Origin of the sequence: Burkholderia dolosa (assembly GCF_902499135.1) — a bacterium.
In the GTDB taxonomy this organism is placed as follows: Bacteria; Pseudomonadota; Gammaproteobacteria; order Burkholderiales; family Burkholderiaceae; genus Burkholderia; species Burkholderia dolosa.
In genome coordinates this window covers 51531-70949 of record NZ_CABVPR010000011.1, presented here as the reverse complement: position 1 = coordinate 70949, position 19419 = coordinate 51531, and the positions used below count along the sequence as shown (strand labels likewise).

The window sequence follows — 19419 nt, the reverse complement described above, 5'->3', positions numbered from 1 at the left end:
GCTCGTGGCGCCGCTCAGGTACGCCGGGTCACGCGTCGGACCAGGCGGTCGCCCGTGATTTGCACGGCCGAGACGAGCGCGATCAGGATCACGATCACGGTCGCCATGACGGTGGTATCGAAACGCTGATAGCCGTAGCGGATCGCGAGATCGCCGAGTCCGCCCGCGCCGACGGCGCCCGCCATCGCGGTCGAGCCGATCAGCGCGACGACGGTGATCGTGAAGCCGCCGAGCATGCCGGGCAGCGCCTCGGGCAGCAGCACGTGCCACACGATGTGGCGGCGCTTCGCGCCCATCGCGAGCGCGGCTTCGATCAGCCCGCGATCGACTTCGCGCAGGCTCACTTCGGCGATCCGCGCGAAGAACGGAATCGCGGCGATCGACAGCGGCACGACGGCCGCCCATACGCCGATCGTCGTGCCGATCAGCATGCGCGTGAACGGCAGCAGCGCGACGAGCAGGATGATGAACGGCGTCGAGCGGAACACGTTGACGAGCGCGCCGAGCACGGCGTTCAGCCCGCGCCGCTCGTAGATGCCGCCGGGCGCGGTCGTCACGAGCACGACCGCGAGCGGGATGCCGATCAACGCGGCGATCGCGGCCGACGCGGCGACCATCGACAGCGTGTCGCGGATCGCATCGAGCAGTTCGGGCCACCAGAGTTCAAACATAGCCGAGCACCTCCGCACGGTTCGCATGACGGCGCGCGCGTTCGAGCAGCGCGGCGACCGCGCCGTGCGCATGCGCATCGCGATCGTCCGCACGCGCGGCCGGCGCGGCCGCGATCACGAGCCGCCCCTGCGCATGTCCCTGGATGCGCTCGATTCCGCCGTGCAGGAAGCGCACCGAGCCGCCGAGCGCCGCCGCAAGCGCGCCGACGTCCGGCTCGCCGCCGCTCTCGCCGGTATAGCGGAGATCGAGCACGATCTGCGCGCCGGCCGGCAGCGCGGCGTGCTCGGGCAGCGGCCGCATGCGCGCGGCGAGTTCGGCCGGCAGGTCGTGCACGAGCGTGCTGAGCAGCGCGCGCGTCGCGCCGTGCTGCGGGTCGCCGAACACGCGCCACACAGCGCCCGTTTCGACGACTTCGCCCTGCTCGATCACCGCGACCGTGTCGCATACCGCGCGGATCACTTCCATCTCGTGCGTGATCAGCACGATCGTGAGCCCGAGACGGCGATTGATGTCGGCGAGCAGCGCGAGGATCGACTGCGTGGTTTCCGGGTCGAGCGCCGACGTCGCTTCGTCGCACAGCAGCACCTCCGGATCGTGGACGAGCGCACGCGCGATGCCGACGCGCTGTTTCTGTCCGCCGGACAGGCTCGCCGGATACGCATCGCGCTTCGCGGCGAGCCCGACGAGTTCGAGCAGCGCGTCGACCTTGCGCACACGCTCCGCCTTCGGCACGCCGGCGATCTTCAGCGGCAGCGCGACGTTGTCGAACACCGTCTTCGCGGACAGCAGGTTGAAGTGCTGAAACACCATCCCGGTGCGGCGCCGCAGCGCGACGAGACCGTCTTCGTCGAGCGCGCCGACGTCGACGCCCTGCACGCGCACGCGGCCCGAGCTCGCGCGTTCGAGCCCGTTCACGAGCCGCAGCAGCGTCGACTTGCCGGCGCCGCTGCGGCCGATGATCCCGAACACCTCGCCGCGCCGCACGTCGAGCGTCACGTCGCGCAGCGCGGCAGCGTGCCCGCGCGGCGTCGCGAACACCTTGCCGACGTGTTCGAGCGACACCGCCACGTCGCCGCTCGATGGCGTGCCGGCCGCGTCGCGTGCGGCGGATTGCGCACCGGCGGCGCCCGCGCGCACGGCCGATGCGTCGATGAAACCCAGCGTATCGAACAATTGCGTCATCGCGCCCGCTCCGTGACGTTCATGCATGCGCGGCGCGCGCGGCCGAATGCGCGGCGTCGCGCGCCGCACCCGGCCGATGCTGCGCGCCGGTATGCCAGGCCGGCAGCCGCGGCCCCGCGCCGAACAGCTTCTCGCGCAGCGTCGGCGCGGGATCGTAGTCTTCCTTGTAGACGCCGCGGTTCTGCAGCTCGGGCACGACCCAGTCGACGAAATCCTCGAACGACTCCGGCATCACCGTGCGCGTGACGTTGAAGCCGTCGATGCCCGTCTCGTCGATCCACGCCTGCAGTTCGTCCGCGACCTGCGACGGCGAGCCGACGATCGGCGCATAGCGCCCGCCGAGCGACATCTGTTCGAGCATCCGGCGCACCGTCCACGTGCCGGTCGTGCTCTTGCGCGAGATCGCGTCGACGGCCGACTGGATCGAGTCCGTCTTCACGTACGAGATCGGCTCGTCGAGTCCGTACTTCGCGAAGTCGATGCCGGTCGAGCTCGCGAAATGCGCGAGGCCGGCTTCCGGGCTCGCGTAGCGCCGGTATTCGTCGAACTTCTCGCGCGCGAGCCGTTCGGTCTCGGCCGTCACGACGCTCACGCCCGCGAAGATCCGGATCGACGCCGGATCGCGGCCCTGCCGCGCGGCGGCCGCGCGGATGTCGAGCGCCGCGGCGCGCGCGGCGGCCTTGCTCTGTCCGTTCACGAACACGCATTCCGCATGGCGGCCCGCGAACTCGACGCCGCGCGCGGACGAACCAGCCTGGTACAGCACCGGCGTGCGCTGCGGCGACGGCTCGCTCAGATGAATTGCGTCGACCGAATAGAACGGCCCGTCGTGCGTCACGCGCCGCACCTTGTCCGGCCGCGCGAACACGCGCGCATGCGCGTCGCGGATCACCGCGTCGTCGTCCCAGCTCTGTTCCCACAGCTTGTAGACGACGTCCATGTAATCGTCCGCGCGTTCGTAGCGGTCGTCGTGACCGATCTGCTGCGCGAGGCCCATCCCGCGCGCGGCGCTGTCCAGATAGCCGGTGACGACGTTCCAGCCGATGCGCCCTTTCGTCAGGTGATCGAGCGTCGACATGCGCCGCGCGAACAGATACGGCGGCTCGTAGGTCAGGTTCGCGGTCACGCCGAAGCCGAGATGCCGCGTGACCTGCGCCATCGCGGGCACGAGCAGCAGCGGATCGTTCACGGGCACCTGCACCGATTCGCGCAGCGCGAGCTCGGGGCCGCCGCCGAACACGTCGTACACGCCGACGATGTCCGCGAGGAAGATCCCGTCGAACTTGCCGCGCTCGAGCGTCTTCGCGAGGCCGGTCCAGTAGTCGAGATCGGTGTAGTGCGCGGAGCGGTCGCGCGGATGCGTCCACAAGCCGTGATTGATGTGCCCGACGCAGTTCATGTTGAACGCATTGAGCAGGATCTTCTTGCCGTTCGCCATGTCGGCCTCCGTCACCATGCGATCGCGTACAGCGAGCCGAACGCGTTGTCGAGCGCCTTGCGTACCGCCGGCGAATGCTGGTAGATCGCGATGAACTTGCGGATGCGCGGATCGTTCACGCTGTCCGGCCGCACGACCCACTGAATCGCGAAGTTCTTGTTCTCGGTGCCGTCGAACAGCAGCGCACTGTTCGGGTCCGCCGTGCCGGCGAGCTTGATGAAGCTCGGGTAGCCCTGCGCGAGATCGACGTCGTCGAGCGAACGCGCGAGCTGCGACGCTTCGAGCGGGATGATCTTCAGATGCTTCGGGTTCGCGACGATGTCGCGCGTCGTCGCGCGATAGTCGACGCCCGGCTTCAGCGTGATCAGGCCCGCGCGCTGCAGCAGCAACAGCCCGCGCCCGCCGTTGACCGGATCGTTCGCGATCGCGACCTTCGCGCCGTCCTTCAGCTCGCTGAAGCTTTTCACCTTCTTCGAATAGAGGCCGATCTTCATGATCGTGCCGGGCGCGATCGCGACGAAGTCGTAGCCGCCCTGCTTCTTCGCGTTCTCGAGAAACGGGATGTGCTGAAAGTAGTTGACGTCGATGTCCTTGTTCGCGAGCGCCGCGTTCGGCGTGTTCCAGTCGGTGAACTCGACGATCCTGACGTCGAGCCCCTGCGCCTTCGCCTCCTTCGCGGCGATCTTCAGCGCTTCGATCTGCGGGCTCGTCGAGATGCCGACCTTCAGCGGCGCGGTGTCCGCGTGCGCGCTGCCCGGCAGCGCGAACTCGACCAGCAGCGCCGCGAGCGCGACGGCCAGCACGCGGACGAACGCCGCGACGCGGCGGGACGACACGCGGGACGAGAAACGGGACGTCAAAACGGCATGCGGCATGGCAACCACTCTCCTGGGCAAAGACGGATTCGACGCATGAGCGCCGCCGCGGCGAACGCACGGGCGTTCTCCGGACGGCATGCGTCGCATCGGAAAAGGATCAGCCGATGATAGAGAGCGGCGGGAAGGCGGTCTACGAAGCGATTGTGCGAAGAAAATCGCGCGCGGCGATATGGCGCGCGATCGTCCGCGCGGCGGCCGCAGGCCGAAATCTCGGCCTGCCGCGCGGCGCGAATTCCGAAATCCCGGAACGCGCGCCGCCGGCGCTTTCGGCAGACGAAACAAAGCCTTTGCAAATCAACGATCTACGAGCGCGCTTGCACGGTGGATTCTGGCACGGAGGTTGCCTGATAGAGCGCACACGATGCCGCGGCGCGATGCCGGCATTCCAACATCAGGAGACACGTCTTGCAGACCTCTATCCATACCCCGTCCCATCCGGAGCCGCTCGCCGAAGCCGGCCCCGCCACGCGCGAACGCTTCTGGCCCGCAGGCTGGTGGAAGCTGATGGAGATCCGCATCGGCATCATCCCGCTGCCGGTCTACGTGATCCTGCTCGGTCTGATCGTCGGCTTCGCGGTCACCGGCAAGGTGCCCGGCGAAATCTCGATGGCGATCGCCGTGCTCGCGTTCTTCGGCTTCACGTGCGCGGAACTCGGCAAGCGTCTGCCGATCCTGCGCAACATCGGCGCGGCCGCGATCTTCGCGACGTTCGTGCCGTCGGCGCTCACGTACTACCACGTGCTGCCGAAGCCGGTGCTGAACCTCACCGTCGAATTCACGAAGTCGACGAACTTCCTGTATCTGTTCATCGCGTCGATCATCGTCGGTAGCATCCTCAGCATGGATCGCCGCGTGCTGATCCAGGGCTTCCTGAAGATCTTCGTGCCGCTCGCGGTCGGCACGATCGCCGCGGCGATCGTCGGCACGGCGGTCGGCACCGCGCTCGGTCTCGGCGCGCGGCATACGCTGCTGTACATCGTCGTGCCGATCATGGCGGGCGGCGTCGGCGAAGGCGCGATTCCGCTGTCGATCGGCTATTCGGAGCTGCTGCATCTGCCGCAGGGCGAGATGTTCGCGATGGTGCTGCCGTCGGTGATGCTCGGCAGCCTGACCGCGATCATCCTGTCGGGTGCGCTCGACATGCTCGGCAAGCGGCTGCCGCATCTCACCGGCAACGGCCGCCTGCAGGTCGGCGAAGCCGGCGACATGACGCCGGAGAGCGACGAGCTGCGCGGGCACGTCGACGTCACGCACATCGCGGGCGCCGGCATCACCGCGATCACGCTGTACCTCGTCGGCCTGATGGCGCACAAGCTGTTCGGGCTGCCGGCGCCGGTCGCGATGCTGTTCCTCGCGGTGCTCGTGAAGCTCGCGCGCGCGGTGTCGCCGCCGCTGCAGGAAGGCGCGTTCGTCGTGTACAAGTTCTTCTCGACCGCGGTCACGTATCCGCTGCTGTTCGCGATCGGCGTCGCGATGACGCCGTGGGACAAGCTGACCGCCGCGTTCACGCTGGTGAACGTCGTGACGATCGTCGCGACCGTCGCGACGCTGATGGGCACCGGTTTCGTGGTCGGCCGCCTGATGAAGATGTACCCTATCGACACCGCAATCGTGAACGCCTGCCACAGCGGACAAGGCGGCACCGGCGACGTCGCGATCCTGACCGCCGCGAACCGGATGCAGCTGATGCCATTCGCGCAGATCGCGACGCGCATCGGCGGCGCGATCGTCGTCACGGTGACGCTGATCCTGATCGCGCACTTCGGATGACGCGTCGCCGCGCGCGTCGTCGCGCCGGCCGCCTCGCACGCGCCGCCGCCGGCCCTGCCGGTGCGCGGCGCGTGCCGTTCCGGCCGGCCAGCGCCCGTTCACGCCGATAACGGGCTTCGATGAGGGCGAACGTGCAGAAGAGCTTCAAGGGCATCCCGTGGTGGGGCTGGGCGTCGGCCGCCGTGCTGTATGTCGGTGTCGCGGGCGCGGCCGTCGACTTCGCGTGGGAACGCGCGATCGACGGACTCGAGGAAACCGGCGCGCACCGGCTCGACCTGTATGCGTCGAGCCTGAAGAGCGAGCTCGGCCGCTTCGAGATCCTGCCGGCGCTCGTCGCGCGGCAGGACGGCGTACGCGCGCTGCTGAAGGCCGCGCCGCAGGACCGCGCCGCGCTCGCGCACACGGTGAACACGTACCTCGAAGCGGTGAACCGCGACGCGGGCAGCGGCGCGGTCGACGTGATCGACCTGCACGGCGAAGTGATCGCGGCGAGCAACTGGAACGACACGATCAGCTTCGTCGGCACGAACGTGTCGTACCGGCCGTATTTCAAGGACGCGCTCGCGCGCGGCAGCGGCCGCTTCTTCGGGATCGGCACCAATACGGGCGTGCCGGGCGTGTACTTCGCGAGCGCGGTGCGCGACGGCGGCGTGCCGATCGGCGCGGCCGCGGTGAAGATCAGCGTCAATCCGCTCGAGTCCGCGTGGCGCGCGCCGGGCGTGGCCGCGATGGTCGTCGACGGCAACGGCGTGATCGTGATCTCGACCGAGCCCGCATGGAAGTTCACCGCGCTGCGGCCGATCACCGCGAAGCAGCAGCGCGACATCCAGGCGTCGCGGCAATACGCAGGCCGCACCGTCGACGCGCTGCAGTACCGCCGCATCGCGGATCGCAGCGCGGCCGCGTGGTTCGGCGCGTTTCCCGATCCGCGCCGCGCGGGCCGCAGCACGCGCTATCTGGTGATGTCGCGTCCGGCGCCGCAGGCCGGCGATTCGCTGATGGTGCTGCTCGACACCGCCGGCGCGCGGCGCCAGCAGCAAACGGCGTTCGTGTTCGTCACCGGCGCGTTCCTGATCGCCGCGCTGCTCGCCGGCTACGCGATCCAGCGGCGGCGCGCGATCGCCGCACGGCTGAGCGCGCAGGATGCGCTGCGCCGCGCGAACGACCGGCTCGAGCTGACCGTCGCGCAGCGCACGGCCGCGCTGACCGAAGCGAACGAGCGGATGCAGCGTGAAATCGCCGAGCGCGAACGCACCGAGCAGCGGCTGCGCGATTCGCAGCAGGAAGTCGTGCATGCGGGCAAGCTCGCGGTGCTCGGCCAGATGGCCGCCGGCCTCACGCACGAGCTGAACCAGCCGCTCGTCGCGATCCGCACGCTGTGCGACAACGCGCGCACGTTCTTCGAGCGCAACCAGCCCGCACAGGCGTACGCGAATCTCGAGCGGATCGGCAAGCTCGTCGACGGCATGGCGGTGCTCACCGGCGAGCTGAAGACGTTCGCGCGCAAGCCCGACGTCGAACGCGTGGCCGTGTCGCTGAACGAAGCCGTCGCGCATGCGCGGCTGATCTACGATGCGCGGATCCGCGACGAAGGCGTGCAGCTCGACGTGCGCATTCCGCCCGGCACGATGGTGTCCGCCGAATCGAGCCAGCTTCAGCAGGTGATCGTGAACCTGCTCGGCAACGCGCTCGACGCGGTGCACGATGCGCCGGTGCGCCGCATCGTCATCGAAGCCGACGCGCCCGATGCATCCGGCCGCGTGCGCTTCGCGATCGCCGACAGCGGCGCGGGCATCGCGCCCGACGTGCTGCCGCACCTGTTCGAGCCGTTCGTCACGACGAAGCCGCGCGGCCAGGGCCTCGGGCTCGGGCTCGCGATCACGTCGCGCATCGTCGGCGCGTTCGGCGCGAAGATCGCCGCGACGAATCGCGACGAGGGCGGCGCCCAGTTCAGTATCGAATTCGCGGCGGCTACGCCGCAAAGGACAGAGCATGGAAGATGAGATTCGCGTGCTGGTCGTCGAGGACGACGAGAACGTCCGGATCGGCGTCGAGCAGGCCGTCGCGCTCGCCGGTTTTCCGGTGAGCGCGTTCGCGTCGGCCGCCGACGCGCTCGCGCAGGTCGCGCCCGGCGCGCCGGTCGTGATCGTGTCGGACGTGCGGATGCCGGGCATCGACGGGCTGCAGCTGCTCGAGCGCGTGATGGCCGTCGATGCGCAGATTCCGGTCGTGCTGATCAGCGGCCACGCGGACATTTCGACGGCCGTCGGCGCGATGCAGGTCGGCGCGTACGACTTCATCGAGAAGCCGTTCTCGTCCGACCTGATCGCCGGCCGCGTCGCGCGCGCGGTCGAGAAGCGCCGGCTCACGCTCGAGGTGCAGGGCCTGCGGGCCGCGCTGCACAACTGGCAAGGCATCGAGGCGCTCGTGCTCGGCAAGTCGCCGGCGATCGCCGACGTGCGCAAGAAGATCCTGCGGCTTGCCGACACGTCGGTGTCCGTGCTGATCACCGGCGAGACGGGCACCGGCAAGGAACTGATCGCGCGCAGCCTGCACGACTTCGGCAGCCGGCGCGACGCGCATTTCGTCGCGCTGAACTGCGGCGGGCTGCCCGAGCAGATCTTCGAGAGCGAGCTGTTCGGTCACGAGGCCGGCGCATTCACCGGCGCGATCAAGAAGCGGATCGGCAAGATCGAATGGGCGCACGGCGGCACGCTGTTCCTCGACGAGATCGAGACGATGCCGATTCCGCTGCAGATCAAGATGCTGCGCGTGCTGCAGGAACGCGTGGTCGAGCGGCTCGGCGCGAACGAGCTGATTCCGGTCGACTGCCGCGTGATCGCCGCATCGAAGGCCGATCTCGCCGAACTCGCGGCCGACGGGCGCTTCCGCGCGGACCTGCTGTACCGGCTGAACGTCGCGCAGATCGAATTGCCGCCGCTGCGCGAGCGGCGCGAGGACGTGCCGCTGCTGTTCGAGCATTTCGTGCTCGCCGCCGCGCGACGCTTCGGGCAGCCGGCGCCGGTCGTGTCGGCCGCGCAGGCGTCGGAGCTGATGACGCACGCGTGGCCGGGCAACGTGCGCGAACTGCAGAACGTCGCCGACCGCTTCGTGCTCGGCCTGACCGGCGACAGCCTGCTGTCGGCCGGCGGCGCGAGCGCGGCGGGCGGCACGCTTGCCGAACAGCTCGCGTACTTCGAGCGGATGCTGATCGAGGACATGCTGCGGCGGCACAACGGGAATGTTGCGGACGCAAGCATCGCGCTCGGGATGCCGAAGAAAACGCTCTATCACAAGCTGCGCAACCTGCGGATTCCCGCGCGCGGCGATGCGGCCGCCGACGGCGGCGAATGATCCGACAAAGCACACACCGACCGATGGATCGCATCGAACTCACCGAACGCGGCCGCGTCGACGGCCGCCTGATCCGCGGCGTCACGCGCGCGCACAAGACCTTCCGCCCGAGCGACTGGCCCGAGCGCCTCGCGGGCGTGATCGCGCTGTTCGTCGGCGAGCGGCGGCCCGGCTATCCGTGCGCGCTGTCGCGGCTCGCGATGCCGGTCGTCGACGGCGGCGTCAAATGCCTGTTCGTGTCGGACGAACTGCGCGACGTATGCGCGGATGCGTTCGACTTCGCGATGCAGTTCGCCGCCGACAACGATCTCGCGGTCGAACGCCGAAGCGCGCCGGTGCTCGCGGTGCGCTGATTCCCAAGCCGCGTTTCGCTGCAGTCGAAGCGCACGTGCTGCGCAATGCAGCGGCAACGGCAACGGCAACGGCAACCCGATTGTCGCCGGCGCTCGCACGCATCTTTCCCGCCCGAACCAATCATCAGACGATTGATGCAACCGGCCGGCCGCTGTCGACGCGACGGGCATTTGCGGTCGGCCCATCAATAAAATTGATCGTCGCGATGAAAATTATGCGTTTTGCTTGCAGCTCGCGGTCAGGCATAGTTGCGACGTGATGACGCACCCATCGAGTTTCCAGTCATGAACATGCGAATCGAGCCGTCCGTGCTCGCGAACCCCGATCTGCAATTTGCGACGCTTTCGTCGGGCATCAGCCTGCCGTATGTCGAGCGGGGCAGCGGCGCGCCGATGGTGTTCGTTCACGGTTCGCTGTGCGACTACCGTTACTGGGATCCGCAGCTCGCGGCGCTGTCCGCGCACTACCGCTGCATCGCGCCGAGCCTCAGCCATTACTGGCCGGCCGTCGAAGCGGGCATCCAGAACGAGTTCAGCTGGCAGAACCATGTCGACGAGCTCGCCGAATTCATCGATGCGCTCGATCTCGGCGCCGTGCATCTCGTCGGCCATTCGCGCGGCGGCAGCATCGCGTTCAACGTCGCGCGCCAGCATCCGCATCTCGTCCGCACGCTGACGCTCGCCGATCCGGGCGGCCCGCTGCAGCAGGAAGGCGCGCGCGAAGCCGCGTTGCCGCCCGCCGCGCTCGCGCTGCGCACGAACGCGGTGAACCTGATCGCGCAAGGTGACGTCGAAGCCGGACTCGAGATGTTCGTCGATTCGGTCAGCCTGCCCGGCGCATGGAAAAAGAGCACGTCGCGCTTCCGCACGATGGCGATCGACAACGCGAGCACGCTGTCGAAGCAGCTGCGCGATCCGCTGCCCGCGTATTCGCGGCACACGGCCGCCGATATCGCGTGCCCGACGCTGCTGATCGACGGTCAGCGCAGCCCGAAAATGTTCCGCAACAACGTCGACACGCTGTCGCAGTGGATTCGCGATGCGCAACGGCACACGGTGACCGGCGCGTCGCACGGGATGAACGCGGCGAGTCCTGCGGTGTTCAACCGCTACGTGCACGAGTTCGTCGCGGCTTGATGATCCGGGCGGCGGTCGCCGCCCTTTCCCACTTTTCCGCCGTTCGGTTGCCGACGCGATCCGTCGGCATGCGTGCTGGTCACACGCAACGGTTGCCGTTGCGTGCACATCGGCGCGTTCTGCAAGCAAAACGTCATTCGACGAATCCGCTCGACGAACCGCTGCGTCCGCTTGCCGCCGGACACTCAACGCGACGTTCGATACGTTCAATGTCCGGTGCGGGCGGCGTATCGCCGCCACGCACCGCAGCCCAGCGCGGCACGGACTCGACCGTTAGTTGCGACGGCTCGATTGCCGCTCGATTGCCGCTCGATTGCCGCTCGATTGCCGCTCGATTGCCGCTCGATTGCCGCTCGATTGCCGCTCGATTGCGGCAGCCCCCGATCCGTCGACGACGGCACGCACCACATAACAAAAACCCCGGTCACGCAGGCTATCGCCTGCATGCCGGGGTTCGTCGTACCGCTACGCGAGCACATGCGGCCCGCGACATGCGCTCAACGCGCGGCGACGTTCTCCTTGCCCGATGCCGCGCCGCCGACTGCGGTCGGCGTATCGCCCCATCCGCCGCCAAGCGCACGGATCAGGTTCACCGTCGCCACCGCCTGCGCACCGGTCAGCTGGTTCGCCTGCAACTGCGACTGCAGCACCGACCGTTCGCTGTCGATCACGTCGAGATACGCGACTTCGCCTTCCTGATACTGCGTACGCGACAGCGTCGCCGCACGGCGCGACGCGTTGACCGCCGCATTCTGCGCACGGATCTGATCGTCGAGCAGCCGCAGGTTCGCGAGGTTGTCCTCGACTTCGCGGAACGCGACGAGCACCTGCTGCCGGTAGTTCGCGACCTGCTCGTCGTACTGCGCGCGCGCCTGCTGCACGCCGGCCGCGCGTCGTCCGCCGTCGAACAGCGGCAGCGTCAGCGCGGTGCCCGCGAACGGTCCGAGCAGGAACGTGCGGCTCGACCACAGGAACAGATTGCCGAGCGTCGATGCCTCATAGCCGAACGAGCCGGTGATGTCGAGCTTCGGGAAGTACGCGGACTTCGCGAGCCCGATCCGCGCGTTCGCGGCCGCCATCGCACGCTCGGCCGCCGACACGTCGGGCCGGCGCTCGAGCAGCGCGGACGGCAGGCCCGGCGGAATCTTCACCGTGACCGGCACGATCGGCGTTTCCTTGAACGCGAACTCGGCCGGCGCCTTGCCGAGCAGGATCGCGAGCGCATGCTCGGACGCCGCGCGCCGGCGCGCGACGCCGACCGCATCGGCCTGCGCGCTCGCCAGTTCGTTCTTCGCGCGCGACACGTCCAGCTCGCTGATGTCGCCTTCGTTGAAGCGGCGCTGCACGAGCTTCAGTGCCTGCTCGCGCAGCTCGACCGTTCGGCGATACAGATCCTGATCCGCATCGAGCTGACGCAGCTCGAAGTAGTTCTGCGCGACGTCCGCCTGCAGCGCGAGCTGCACCGAACGGAACAGCGCTTCGCTCTGCGCCTGGTCCGCGCGCGACGCCTCGACGTTGCGGCTCACGCGGCCGAACAGGTCGGCCTCGTACGACACCGTGCCCTGCGCGCGCCACAGCGTCGCGTTCGTCGGGCCCGTGCCCTGCGGCTGGAACTGCGACGCCGACGACAGCCCTTCGCGCGTCGGCCCGAAGCCCACGCCGACCTGCGGGAACCATTGCGAGCGCGCGGTGCGGGTCGCCGCACGCGCTTCCTCGACGCGCGCGGCCGCCGCCTTCAGGTTCTGGTTCGCGGCGAGCGCCTGCTCTTCGAGCGAGTCGAGCACCGGATCGCCGAACACCTTCCACCATTCGCCGCGATGCGCATCGTCCGCCGGCTCGGCCGTTTTCCACGTGCCGGCCTGCTCGCCCGGCGCGAGCGTCGGCGCTTCCTTGAACGCGGCCGGCGTCGGCGCGTCCGGACGCTTGTAGTCGGGGCCGACCGCGCACGCGGCGAGCAGCGTCGCGAGCAGGGTGCTCGCGGCCGCCACCTTCGCGAAGCGCATCAGGCCGTTTGTGTTGTGCATGTTGTCCATCTTGTTGTCCTCAAGCATCGGCGGCCGGCACGCCGTAACCGGCCGAATCCTTGCCGGCCACGTGGATCTTGCCGCCCGCGAGCGTGCGCAGCACGACGTAGAACACCGGCGTGAGCATCAGCCCGAACAGCGTCACGCCGAGCATCCCGAAGAACACCGCGACGCCCATCGCATGGCGCATCTCCGAACCCGCGCCGGTCGACGTGACGAGCGGCACGACGCCCATGATGAACGCGATCGACGTCATCAGGATCGGGCGCAGACGCAGCCGGCTCGCCTCGATCGCGGCCTCGAGCGGCGACTTGCCGTCGTGTTCGAGTTCGCGTGCGAATTCGACGATCAGGATCGCGTTCTTCGCCGACAGCCCCACCAGCACCATCAGGCCGATCTGCGTGAAGATGTTGTTGTCGCCCTGCGTGAGCCACACGCCGGTGAGCGCCGACAGAATGCTCATCGGCACGATCAGGATCACCGCGAGCGGCAGCGTCAGGCTCTCGTACAGCGCGGCGAGCACGAGGAACACGAGCAGCACGCTGATCGGGAACACCCAGATCGCCGCGTTGCCCGCGAGGATCTGCTGATACGTGAGGTCGGTCCACTCGAACCGCACGCCGCGCGGCAGCGTCTCGTGCGCGATGCGCTCGATCGCGGCCTGCGCCTGCCCCGACGAGAAACCGGGCGCCGGCCCGCCGTTGATATCGGCCGCCGTGTAGCCGTTGTAGCGCACGACCATTTCAGGGCCGAACGTCGGCGTCACCGTGACGAGCGACGACAGCGGCACCATCTCGCCGGCGGCGTTGCGCGTCTTCAGCTGCAGGATGTCGTCCGCGCGCTGACGGAACGGCGCATCGGCCTGCACGCGCACCTGGTACACGCGTCCGAAGCGGTTGAAGTCGTTCACGTACAGCGAGCCGAGATACACCTGCATCGTGTTGAACACGTCGGTGACCGACACGCCGAGCTGCTTCGCCTTCACACGGTCGAGATCGACGTTCAGCTGCGGCACGTTGATCTGGTAGCTCGTGAACAGCGGACCGAGTTCCGGCGCCTGCTGCGCGCGCTTGATGAACTCGTTGGTCGCATCCGACAGCTTCGCGTAGCCGACCGCGCCGCGATCCTCGATCTGCATCTTGAACCCGCCGAGCGTACCGAGGCCGAGCACCGGCGGCGGCGGGAACACCGCGACGAACGAGTCCTTGATGCGCGCGTACTGCTGGTTCAGCGCGCCGGCGATCGCGCCGGCCGACAGCGCCTTGCCGTGCCGCTCCGAGAACGGCTTCAGCGTGACGAACACGATGCCCGCGCTCGAGCTGTTCGTGAAGCCGTTCACCGACAGGCCCGGGAACGCGACCGCGCTCTCGACGCCCGGCTGCTTCAGCGCGATCGAACCCATGTCGCGGATCACCTTCTCGGTGCGGTCCAGCGACGCGCCGTTCGGCAGCTGCGCGAACGCGATCAGGTATTCCTTGTCCTGCGCGGGCACGAAGCCGCCCGGCACGATCTTCGACACGAGCACCGTCGCGCCGACCAGCACCAGATACACGCCGAGCATCACGGCCTTGCGCGACAGCACGCCGCGCACGCCGCGGCCGTAGTTCTCCGCGCCGCGATGGAACACCTTGTTGAAGCGCCGGAAGAAGCCGCCGAGCACGCGGTTCATCACGCGCGTGAGCCAGTCTTCCTTGTCGCCGTGGCCCTTCAGCAGGATCGCGGACAGCGCCGGCGACAGCGTCAGCGAGTTGAACGCCGAGATCACCGTCGAGATCGCGATCGTCATCGCGAACTGCTTGTAGAACTGGCCGGTCAGGCCCGACATGAACGCGAGCGGCACGAACACGGCGACGAGCGTCAGCGCGATCGCGATGATCGGCCCGCTCACTTCCTGCATCGCCTTGTACGTCGCCTGCCGCGCGGTCATCCCGTTCTCGATGTTGCGCTCGACGTTCTCGACGACCACGATCGCGTCGTCGACCACGATACCGATCGCGAGCACCATCCCGAACAGCGACAGCGCGTTGATCGAATAGCCGAACGCGAGCAGCAGCGAGAACGTACCGATGATCGACACCGGCACCGCGATCAGCGGAATGATCGACGCGCGCCACGTCTGCAGGAACACGATCACGACGATCACGACGAGCGCGATCGCCTCGAGCAGCGTATGCACGACCGCCTTGATCGACGAACGCACGAACTGCGTCGGGTCGTAGACGATCTTGTAGTCGACGCCGGCCGGCATGTCCTGCTTCAGCTCGGCCATCGTCTTGCGCACTTCGTCGGAGATCTGCAGCGAGTTCGCGCCCGGCGACTGGTTGATCGCCATCGCGACGGCCGGCTTGTTGTCGAGCAGCGAGCGCAGCCCGTACTCCGACGCGTCGAGCTCGATGCGCGCGATGTCGCGCAGGTGCGTGACGCCGCCGTCCGGCGTCGTCTTCACGACGATGTCGCCGAACTCTTCCTCGGTCTGCAGACGGCCGCGCGCGTTCACCGACAGCTGCAGCGGCGTGCCGGGCAGCGACGGCGACGCGCCGATCACGCCGGCCGCGACCTGCACGTTCTGCTCGCGGATCGCCTGCACGACGTCCTCGGCCGCGAGCCCGCGCTGCGCGACCTTCTGCGGATCGAGCCACACGCGCATCGCGTAGTCGCCCGAACCCCACAGCTGCACCTGACCGACGCCCTGGATCCGCGACAGGCGATCCTTCACGTTGATCAGCGCGTAGTTGCGCAGGTACGTCATGTCGTAGCGGTTGTCCGGCGAGATCAGGTGGACCACCATCGTCAGCGTCGGCGAGCTCTTCACCGTCGTGATGCCGAGCCGCTGCACGTCTTCCGGCAGGCGCGGCAGCGCCTGGTTCACGCGGTTCTGCACGAGCTGCGTGGCCTTGTCCGGATCGGTGCCGAGCTTGAACGTGACGGTGATCGTCATGTTGCCGTCGCTGTTCGCCTGCGACTGCATGTACAGCATGTCCTCGACGCCGTTGATCTGCTCTTCGAGCGGCGACGCGACCGTCTCGGCGATCACCTTCGGGTTCGCGCCCGGATACTGCGCCTTCACGATCACCGAAGGCGGCACGACTTCCGGATACTCCGAAATCGGCAGCAGGAACATCGCGATCACCCCGCCCAGCAGGATGATCACCGACAGCACCCCTGCGAAGATCGGCCGGTCGATAAAGAATTTGGATATGTTCATGTGTGGCTCTGTCTGGTTGAACGCGGATCCGAAGCGGCGCGCCGCTTACGAATCCGCCTTCGCCGGTGCGGCCGGCTTCGCGGTGCTCGCGAGCGGCGCGGCCGGATCGTCGCCGCCCGTCATCGGCACCATGTGCGGCTTCACCTGCTCGCCCGGCCGCACGCGCTGCGTGCCGTTCACGATCACGCGGTCGCCGGCCGCGAGGCCGCTGACGATCACGCGCCGGTTGCCGTGCTGCATCCCGGGCTGCACTTCGCGGTACGACACGCGGCCCTGCTGATCGACGACGAACACGAACTTCTTGTCCTGGTCGGTGTTGATCGCCGCGTCGTCGACGAGCAGCGCCTGGTGCGGCGCGCTGCCGCCGACCTTCACGCGTGCGTACAGACCGGGCACGAGCGTGCCGTCCGCGTTGTCGAAGCGCGCGCGCACGCGGATCGTGCCGGACGACGTATCGAGCCGGTTGTCGACCGAATCGATCACGCCGCTGCGCGAGTAGCCGGTCTCGTTCGCGAGGCCGAGCTCGACCGGCACGTTGCGGCCGTTGCGCGCGCCGTTGATGTATTGCAGGTACGTCTGCTCGTCCGCGTCGAACGACGCGTAGATCGGCGACACCGACACGAGCGTCGTCAGCGGCGGCGCGGACGCGCCGGCCGACACGACGTTGCCGAGCGTGATCTCCGCACGCGACACGCGGCCCGACACGGGCGCGGTGATCCGCGTATAGCCGAGGTTGATGCGCGCGGTTTCGAGCGCGGCTTCGGCGGCCTTCAGGTTCGCCGATGCTTCGCGCGCGGCGTTCTGCTTCTCGTCGTAGTCGCGCTTCGCGATCGCGTTGTCGCCGATCAGCCGCTGCGCGCGCTGCCAGTCCGACTGCGCGTAGCCGTTGCGGGCCTGCGCGGCGGCGAGCTGCGCGGCCGCGCGATCGACTTCGGCCTGGTATGGACGCGGATCGATCACGAACAGCACGTCGCCCTTCTTCACGAGCGCGCCGTCCTTGAAGTTCACGGCGACGATCGTGCCCGACACCTGCGGGCGCACGTCGACCTTCTCGACCGCTTCGAGGCGGCCCGAATAGGTTTGCCAGTCGGTCACGGTCTGCGGCACGACGGTCGCGACGTCGACTTCGGTCAGCGGCGCTGCCGCTTTGTCCGGCGCGTTCGCGCTGACGCGCATTGCGCCGAACGTGCCGAGACCGACGACGGCGAGCGTCACGATCGCGGCGGTCGCGATTCGGGAGCGGGAGGTGCGTAGGATGGCCATGTAGATCTCCGGTAAACGTGGATTGGTTTGGTTATTCGGAACGGTTCGCCTGGCGCGCCTGGAAGCGGCACTGGAAGAAGCGCACGGCTTCCTCGAACGCGGCTTCGTGCGTCGCGAGCGCGGCGTGCGTGACGTCCGGATAGCGGATCACCTGCGTGAGCACGCCCGACGAGATCAGGCAGCCCGCGTATTTCTCCGCTTCGACGTGCAGCACGTCGTTCTGCGCGGTGACGACGAGCGTCGGCGGCAGGCCCGCGAGCCGCGCGGATTCGAGCGGCGCCGCGTACGGATGCATGCGCTGCGCGGCCTGCGGCAGATACGCGCGATAGCACGCCGCGCATTCGCGCGCGGTGATGTCGGATGCGAGGCGCTCGGCGTCGCCGATGCGCGTCATGCTCGGATCGAGCATCGGCCCGAACAGCGCCTGCGCGGCGATCGGCACTTCGCCGCGATCGCGCGCGATGAACGCGAGACAGTTCGCGAGCTGGCCGCCCGCGTCGTGGCCCGCGACGCCGATCTTCTTCGGATTGCCGCCGAATGCGCGTGCGCGCGTCGCGGCCCAGACCGCCGCGCGATACGCGTCCTCGGGCGCAGCCGGGAACGGAAAGGCCGGCGCGAGCGAATAATCGACCGACACTACGAGAGCCGGTAAGCGTTCTGCTAAAAAGCGCGCGGCGAAGTCGGCGTCGTCGAGCGTGCCGCGCACGAAGCCGCCGCCGTGGAAGTAAAGCACTACCGGCAACCCGGTTTTGTCCGCGCGGCGATACAGGCGCAGCGCGATGTCCTGCGCGTAGCCGGGAATTTCCAGCTCCGTGACCGTCAGCGCCGCGCCGGCTCTGGCTTCGGCGGGCAATGCGGCTTTCAGGAATTTGCTGAATTCGGAAGCGTCCATGACGATGCAGCATCCATTTCGAGATGGAGCGAATTCTGGGTCCGGCAGACATCCGGATAAATGCCTATAATCCGGCAACACAATTCAACGCCCCCGAACAATCCAGGCTGCGTCTGCTCATCCGGCAGGCGCAGCCTCTTTGTTCGGGGGCTCATAAGTCGGCTCGCATATGCAGCGCTGGCACGCGCCCGCGCCCGTATGCAGGCGGACTCCAAGATTGCGGAGGTTGTGATGGACCGGCTTCAGGCCATGCAGGTGTTTACTCGCGTCGTCGATACAAGCAGCTTCACCAAGGCAGCGGAAACGCTCGGCCTGCCGCGGGCGTCCGTCACGACGATCATCCAGAATCTCGAGGCGTTCCTCGGCGTGCGGCTGATGCACCGGACCACGCGGCGGCTGTCGCTGACGCCCGACGGCGCCGCGTACTACGAACGGTGCGTGCGCATCCTCGCGGACGTCGAGGAAACCGAAGCGAGCTTCCAGAACAACAATCGGAAGCCGCACGGAAAGTTGCGTATCGACATGCCGGGATCGATCGGGCGGCTGCTCGTGATCCCTTCGCTGTGCGAATTCCACACGCGCTATCCGGACATCGACCTGCAGCTCGGGCTGTCCGATCGTCCGGTCGATCTGCTGCAGGAGGGCGTCGACTGCGTGATCCGCGTCGGCGCGTTGCAGGACTCGTCGCTCGTCGCACGCCGCGTGGGCCTGTTCGAAGGCGTGTCGGTCGCCGCGCCCGCCTATCTGGAGAAGTACGGCGAGCCGCAGACGATCGAGGATCTGAGCCAGCACAAGGCCGTCAATTATTTTTCGAGCCGCACCGGCCGCACGATCGACTGGGCGTTCCTGATCGACGGCAAGGAAGTCGAGGTGAAGATGAACGGCATCGTGTCGGTGAACGACGCCGATGCGTACGTGACTTGCGGGCTCGAAGGCTTCGGGCTGATCCAGCCGCCGCTGTTCATGGTGCTGCCGCATCTGCGCGACGGCCGCCTCAAGGAAGTGCTGCCCGGCTTCAAGCCGCTGCCGCTGCCGATTTCGGTCGTGTATCCGCACAGCCGCCATCTGTCGCCGAAGGTACGCGTGTTCGTCGACTGGATCGCCGAGGTGTTCGATCGCTGTCCGCTGCTGAGCGGCAAGGGCAGCCTCGACGCGACGTGCAGCAAGCGCACGTTCGAGGAAGCCGAGCGGGCGCCGGCGCTCGACACGCCGGTCATCAACGAGTGGGTCGCGTGACCGGATGAAACGCGC

14 protein-coding genes are annotated in these 19419 nt (G+C 68.2%); 6 read left to right on the top strand and 8 right to left on the bottom strand.

Features of this window, described 5'->3' with window-relative positions; genetic code table 11:
• Positions 1-14: 14 nt before the first annotated feature.
• From BUB20358_RS07610 to BUB20358_RS07595, 4 genes are read right to left on the bottom strand one after another with little or no spacing between them, the layout of a single operon-like run.
• A complete protein-coding gene (locus BUB20358_RS07610; protein ID WP_035974608.1) occupies positions 15-671 on the bottom strand; it encodes a methionine ABC transporter permease in 657 nt (218 codons plus the stop codon).
• Positions 664-1854, bottom strand: a complete 1191-nt coding sequence (locus BUB20358_RS07605; RefSeq protein ID WP_006766522.1) for a methionine ABC transporter ATP-binding protein — start codon at positions 1852-1854, stop codon at positions 664-666. Before BUB20358_RS07605 ends, BUB20358_RS07610 begins: the two co-directional genes overlap by 8 nt.
• 19 nt (positions 1855-1873) lie before the next feature.
• Entirely contained in the window at positions 1874-3292 is a 1419-nt protein-coding gene (locus tag BUB20358_RS07600; RefSeq protein ID WP_045552289.1) for an LLM class flavin-dependent oxidoreductase, read from the bottom strand.
• A gap of 11 nt (positions 3293-3303) precedes the next feature.
• Positions 3304-4167 carry a MetQ/NlpA family ABC transporter substrate-binding protein gene (locus BUB20358_RS07595; protein WP_035974610.1) on the bottom strand — a complete coding sequence of 288 codons (864 nt, stop codon included), beginning with the start codon at positions 4165-4167 and terminating at the stop codon, positions 3304-3306.
• 408 nt (positions 4168-4575) lie between these two features.
• On the opposite strand from BUB20358_RS07595, the gene BUB20358_RS07590 reads away from it, so the two are divergent.
• From BUB20358_RS07590 to BUB20358_RS07570, 5 genes are all read left to right on the top strand, one after another.
• Positions 4576-5940, top strand: a complete 1365-nt coding sequence (locus BUB20358_RS07590) for a 2-hydroxycarboxylate transporter family protein (RefSeq protein ID WP_035974614.1) — start codon at positions 4576-4578, stop codon at positions 5938-5940.
• A 119-nt stretch (positions 5941-6059) separates the two neighbouring features.
• Positions 6060-7943 (top strand): sensor histidine kinase, encoded by a 1884-nt coding sequence (locus BUB20358_RS07585; RefSeq protein ID WP_006766526.1) that lies wholly within the window; start codon positions 6060-6062, stop codon positions 7941-7943.
• Positions 7933-9294, top strand: a complete 1362-nt coding sequence (locus tag BUB20358_RS07580) for a sigma-54-dependent transcriptional regulator (RefSeq protein ID WP_006766527.1) — start codon at positions 7933-7935, stop codon at positions 9292-9294. Before BUB20358_RS07585 ends, BUB20358_RS07580 begins: the two co-directional genes overlap by 11 nt.
• A 23-nt stretch (positions 9295-9317) precedes the next feature.
• Positions 9318-9647 (top strand): DUF3579 domain-containing protein, encoded by a 330-nt coding sequence (locus BUB20358_RS07575; protein WP_035974622.1) that lies wholly within the window; start codon positions 9318-9320, stop codon positions 9645-9647.
• Positions 9648-9932: 285 nt separating this feature from the next.
• The gene (locus tag BUB20358_RS07570; protein WP_006766529.1) at positions 9933-10784 is read left to right on the top strand and encodes an alpha/beta fold hydrolase; all 852 of its coding nucleotides are present in this window, start codon (positions 9933-9935) and stop codon (positions 10782-10784) included.
• A 497-nt stretch (positions 10785-11281) separates the two neighbouring features.
• On the opposite strand, the gene opcM is transcribed toward BUB20358_RS07570, so the two are convergent.
• The 4 genes from opcM to BUB20358_RS07550 are packed head-to-tail and all read right to left on the bottom strand — an operon-like array spanning position 11282 to position 18168.
• Positions 11282-12817, bottom strand: a complete 1536-nt coding sequence (gene opcM, locus BUB20358_RS07565) for a multidrug efflux transporter outer membrane subunit OpcM (RefSeq protein WP_035975380.1) — start codon at positions 12815-12817, stop codon at positions 11282-11284.
• 10 nt (positions 12818-12827) lie between these two features.
• The gene (ceoB, locus tag BUB20358_RS07560) at positions 12828-16013 is read right to left on the bottom strand and encodes a multidrug efflux RND transporter permease subunit CeoB (protein ID WP_035974624.1); all 3186 of its coding nucleotides are present in this window, start codon (positions 16011-16013) and stop codon (positions 12828-12830) included.
• A gap of 45 nt (positions 16014-16058) precedes the next feature.
• Positions 16059-17276 (bottom strand): multidrug efflux RND transporter periplasmic adaptor subunit CeoA, encoded by a 1218-nt coding sequence (gene ceoA / locus BUB20358_RS07555; protein ID WP_006766531.1) that lies wholly within the window; start codon positions 17274-17276, stop codon positions 16059-16061.
• 31 nt (positions 17277-17307) lie between these two features.
• Entirely contained in the window at positions 17308-18168 is an 861-nt protein-coding gene (locus BUB20358_RS07550) for an alpha/beta hydrolase (RefSeq protein WP_035974626.1), read from the bottom strand.
• 231 nt (positions 18169-18399) lie between these two features.
• On the opposite strand from BUB20358_RS07550, the gene ceoR reads away from it, so the two are divergent.
• Positions 18400-19404, top strand: a complete 1005-nt coding sequence (gene ceoR / locus BUB20358_RS07545) for a putative multidrug efflux transcriptional regulator CeoR (RefSeq protein ID WP_035974629.1) — start codon at positions 18400-18402, stop codon at positions 19402-19404.
• The last annotated feature ends 15 nt before the right edge of the window (positions 19405-19419 follow it).

Coding starts and splice junctions, on each gene's coding strand:
- BUB20358_RS07610 (WP_035974608.1), bottom strand. CDS start 671: ATGTTTGAACTCTGGTGGCCCGAACTGCTCGATGCGATCCGCGACACG.
- BUB20358_RS07605 (WP_006766522.1), bottom strand. CDS start 1,854: ATGACGCAATTGTTCGATACGCTGGGTTTCATCGACGCATCGGCCGTG.
- BUB20358_RS07600 (WP_045552289.1), bottom strand. CDS start 3,292: ATGGCGAACGGCAAGAAGATCCTGCTCAATGCGTTCAACATGAACTGC.
- BUB20358_RS07595 (WP_035974610.1), bottom strand. CDS start 4,167: ATGCCGCATGCCGTTTTGACGTCCCGTTTCTCGTCCCGCGTGTCGTCC.
- BUB20358_RS07585 (WP_006766526.1), top strand. CDS start 6,060: ATGAGGGCGAACGTGCAGAAGAGCTTCAAGGGCATCCCGTGGTGGGGC.
- BUB20358_RS07580 (WP_006766527.1), top strand. CDS start 7,933: ATGGAAGATGAGATTCGCGTGCTGGTCGTCGAGGACGACGAGAACGTC.
- BUB20358_RS07575 (WP_035974622.1), top strand. CDS start 9,318: ATGGATCGCATCGAACTCACCGAACGCGGCCGCGTCGACGGCCGCCTG.
- BUB20358_RS07570 (WP_006766529.1), top strand. CDS start 9,933: ATGAACATGCGAATCGAGCCGTCCGTGCTCGCGAACCCCGATCTGCAA.
- opcM (WP_035975380.1), bottom strand. CDS start 12,817: ATGGACAACATGCACAACACAAACGGCCTGATGCGCTTCGCGAAGGTG.
- ceoB (WP_035974624.1), bottom strand. CDS start 16,013: ATGAACATATCCAAATTCTTTATCGACCGGCCGATCTTCGCAGGGGTG.
- ceoA (WP_006766531.1), bottom strand. CDS start 17,276: ATGGCCATCCTACGCACCTCCCGCTCCCGAATCGCGACCGCCGCGATC.
- BUB20358_RS07550 (WP_035974626.1), bottom strand. CDS start 18,168: ATGGACGCTTCCGAATTCAGCAAATTCCTGAAAGCCGCATTGCCCGCC.
- ceoR (WP_035974629.1), top strand. CDS start 18,400: ATGGACCGGCTTCAGGCCATGCAGGTGTTTACTCGCGTCGTCGATACA.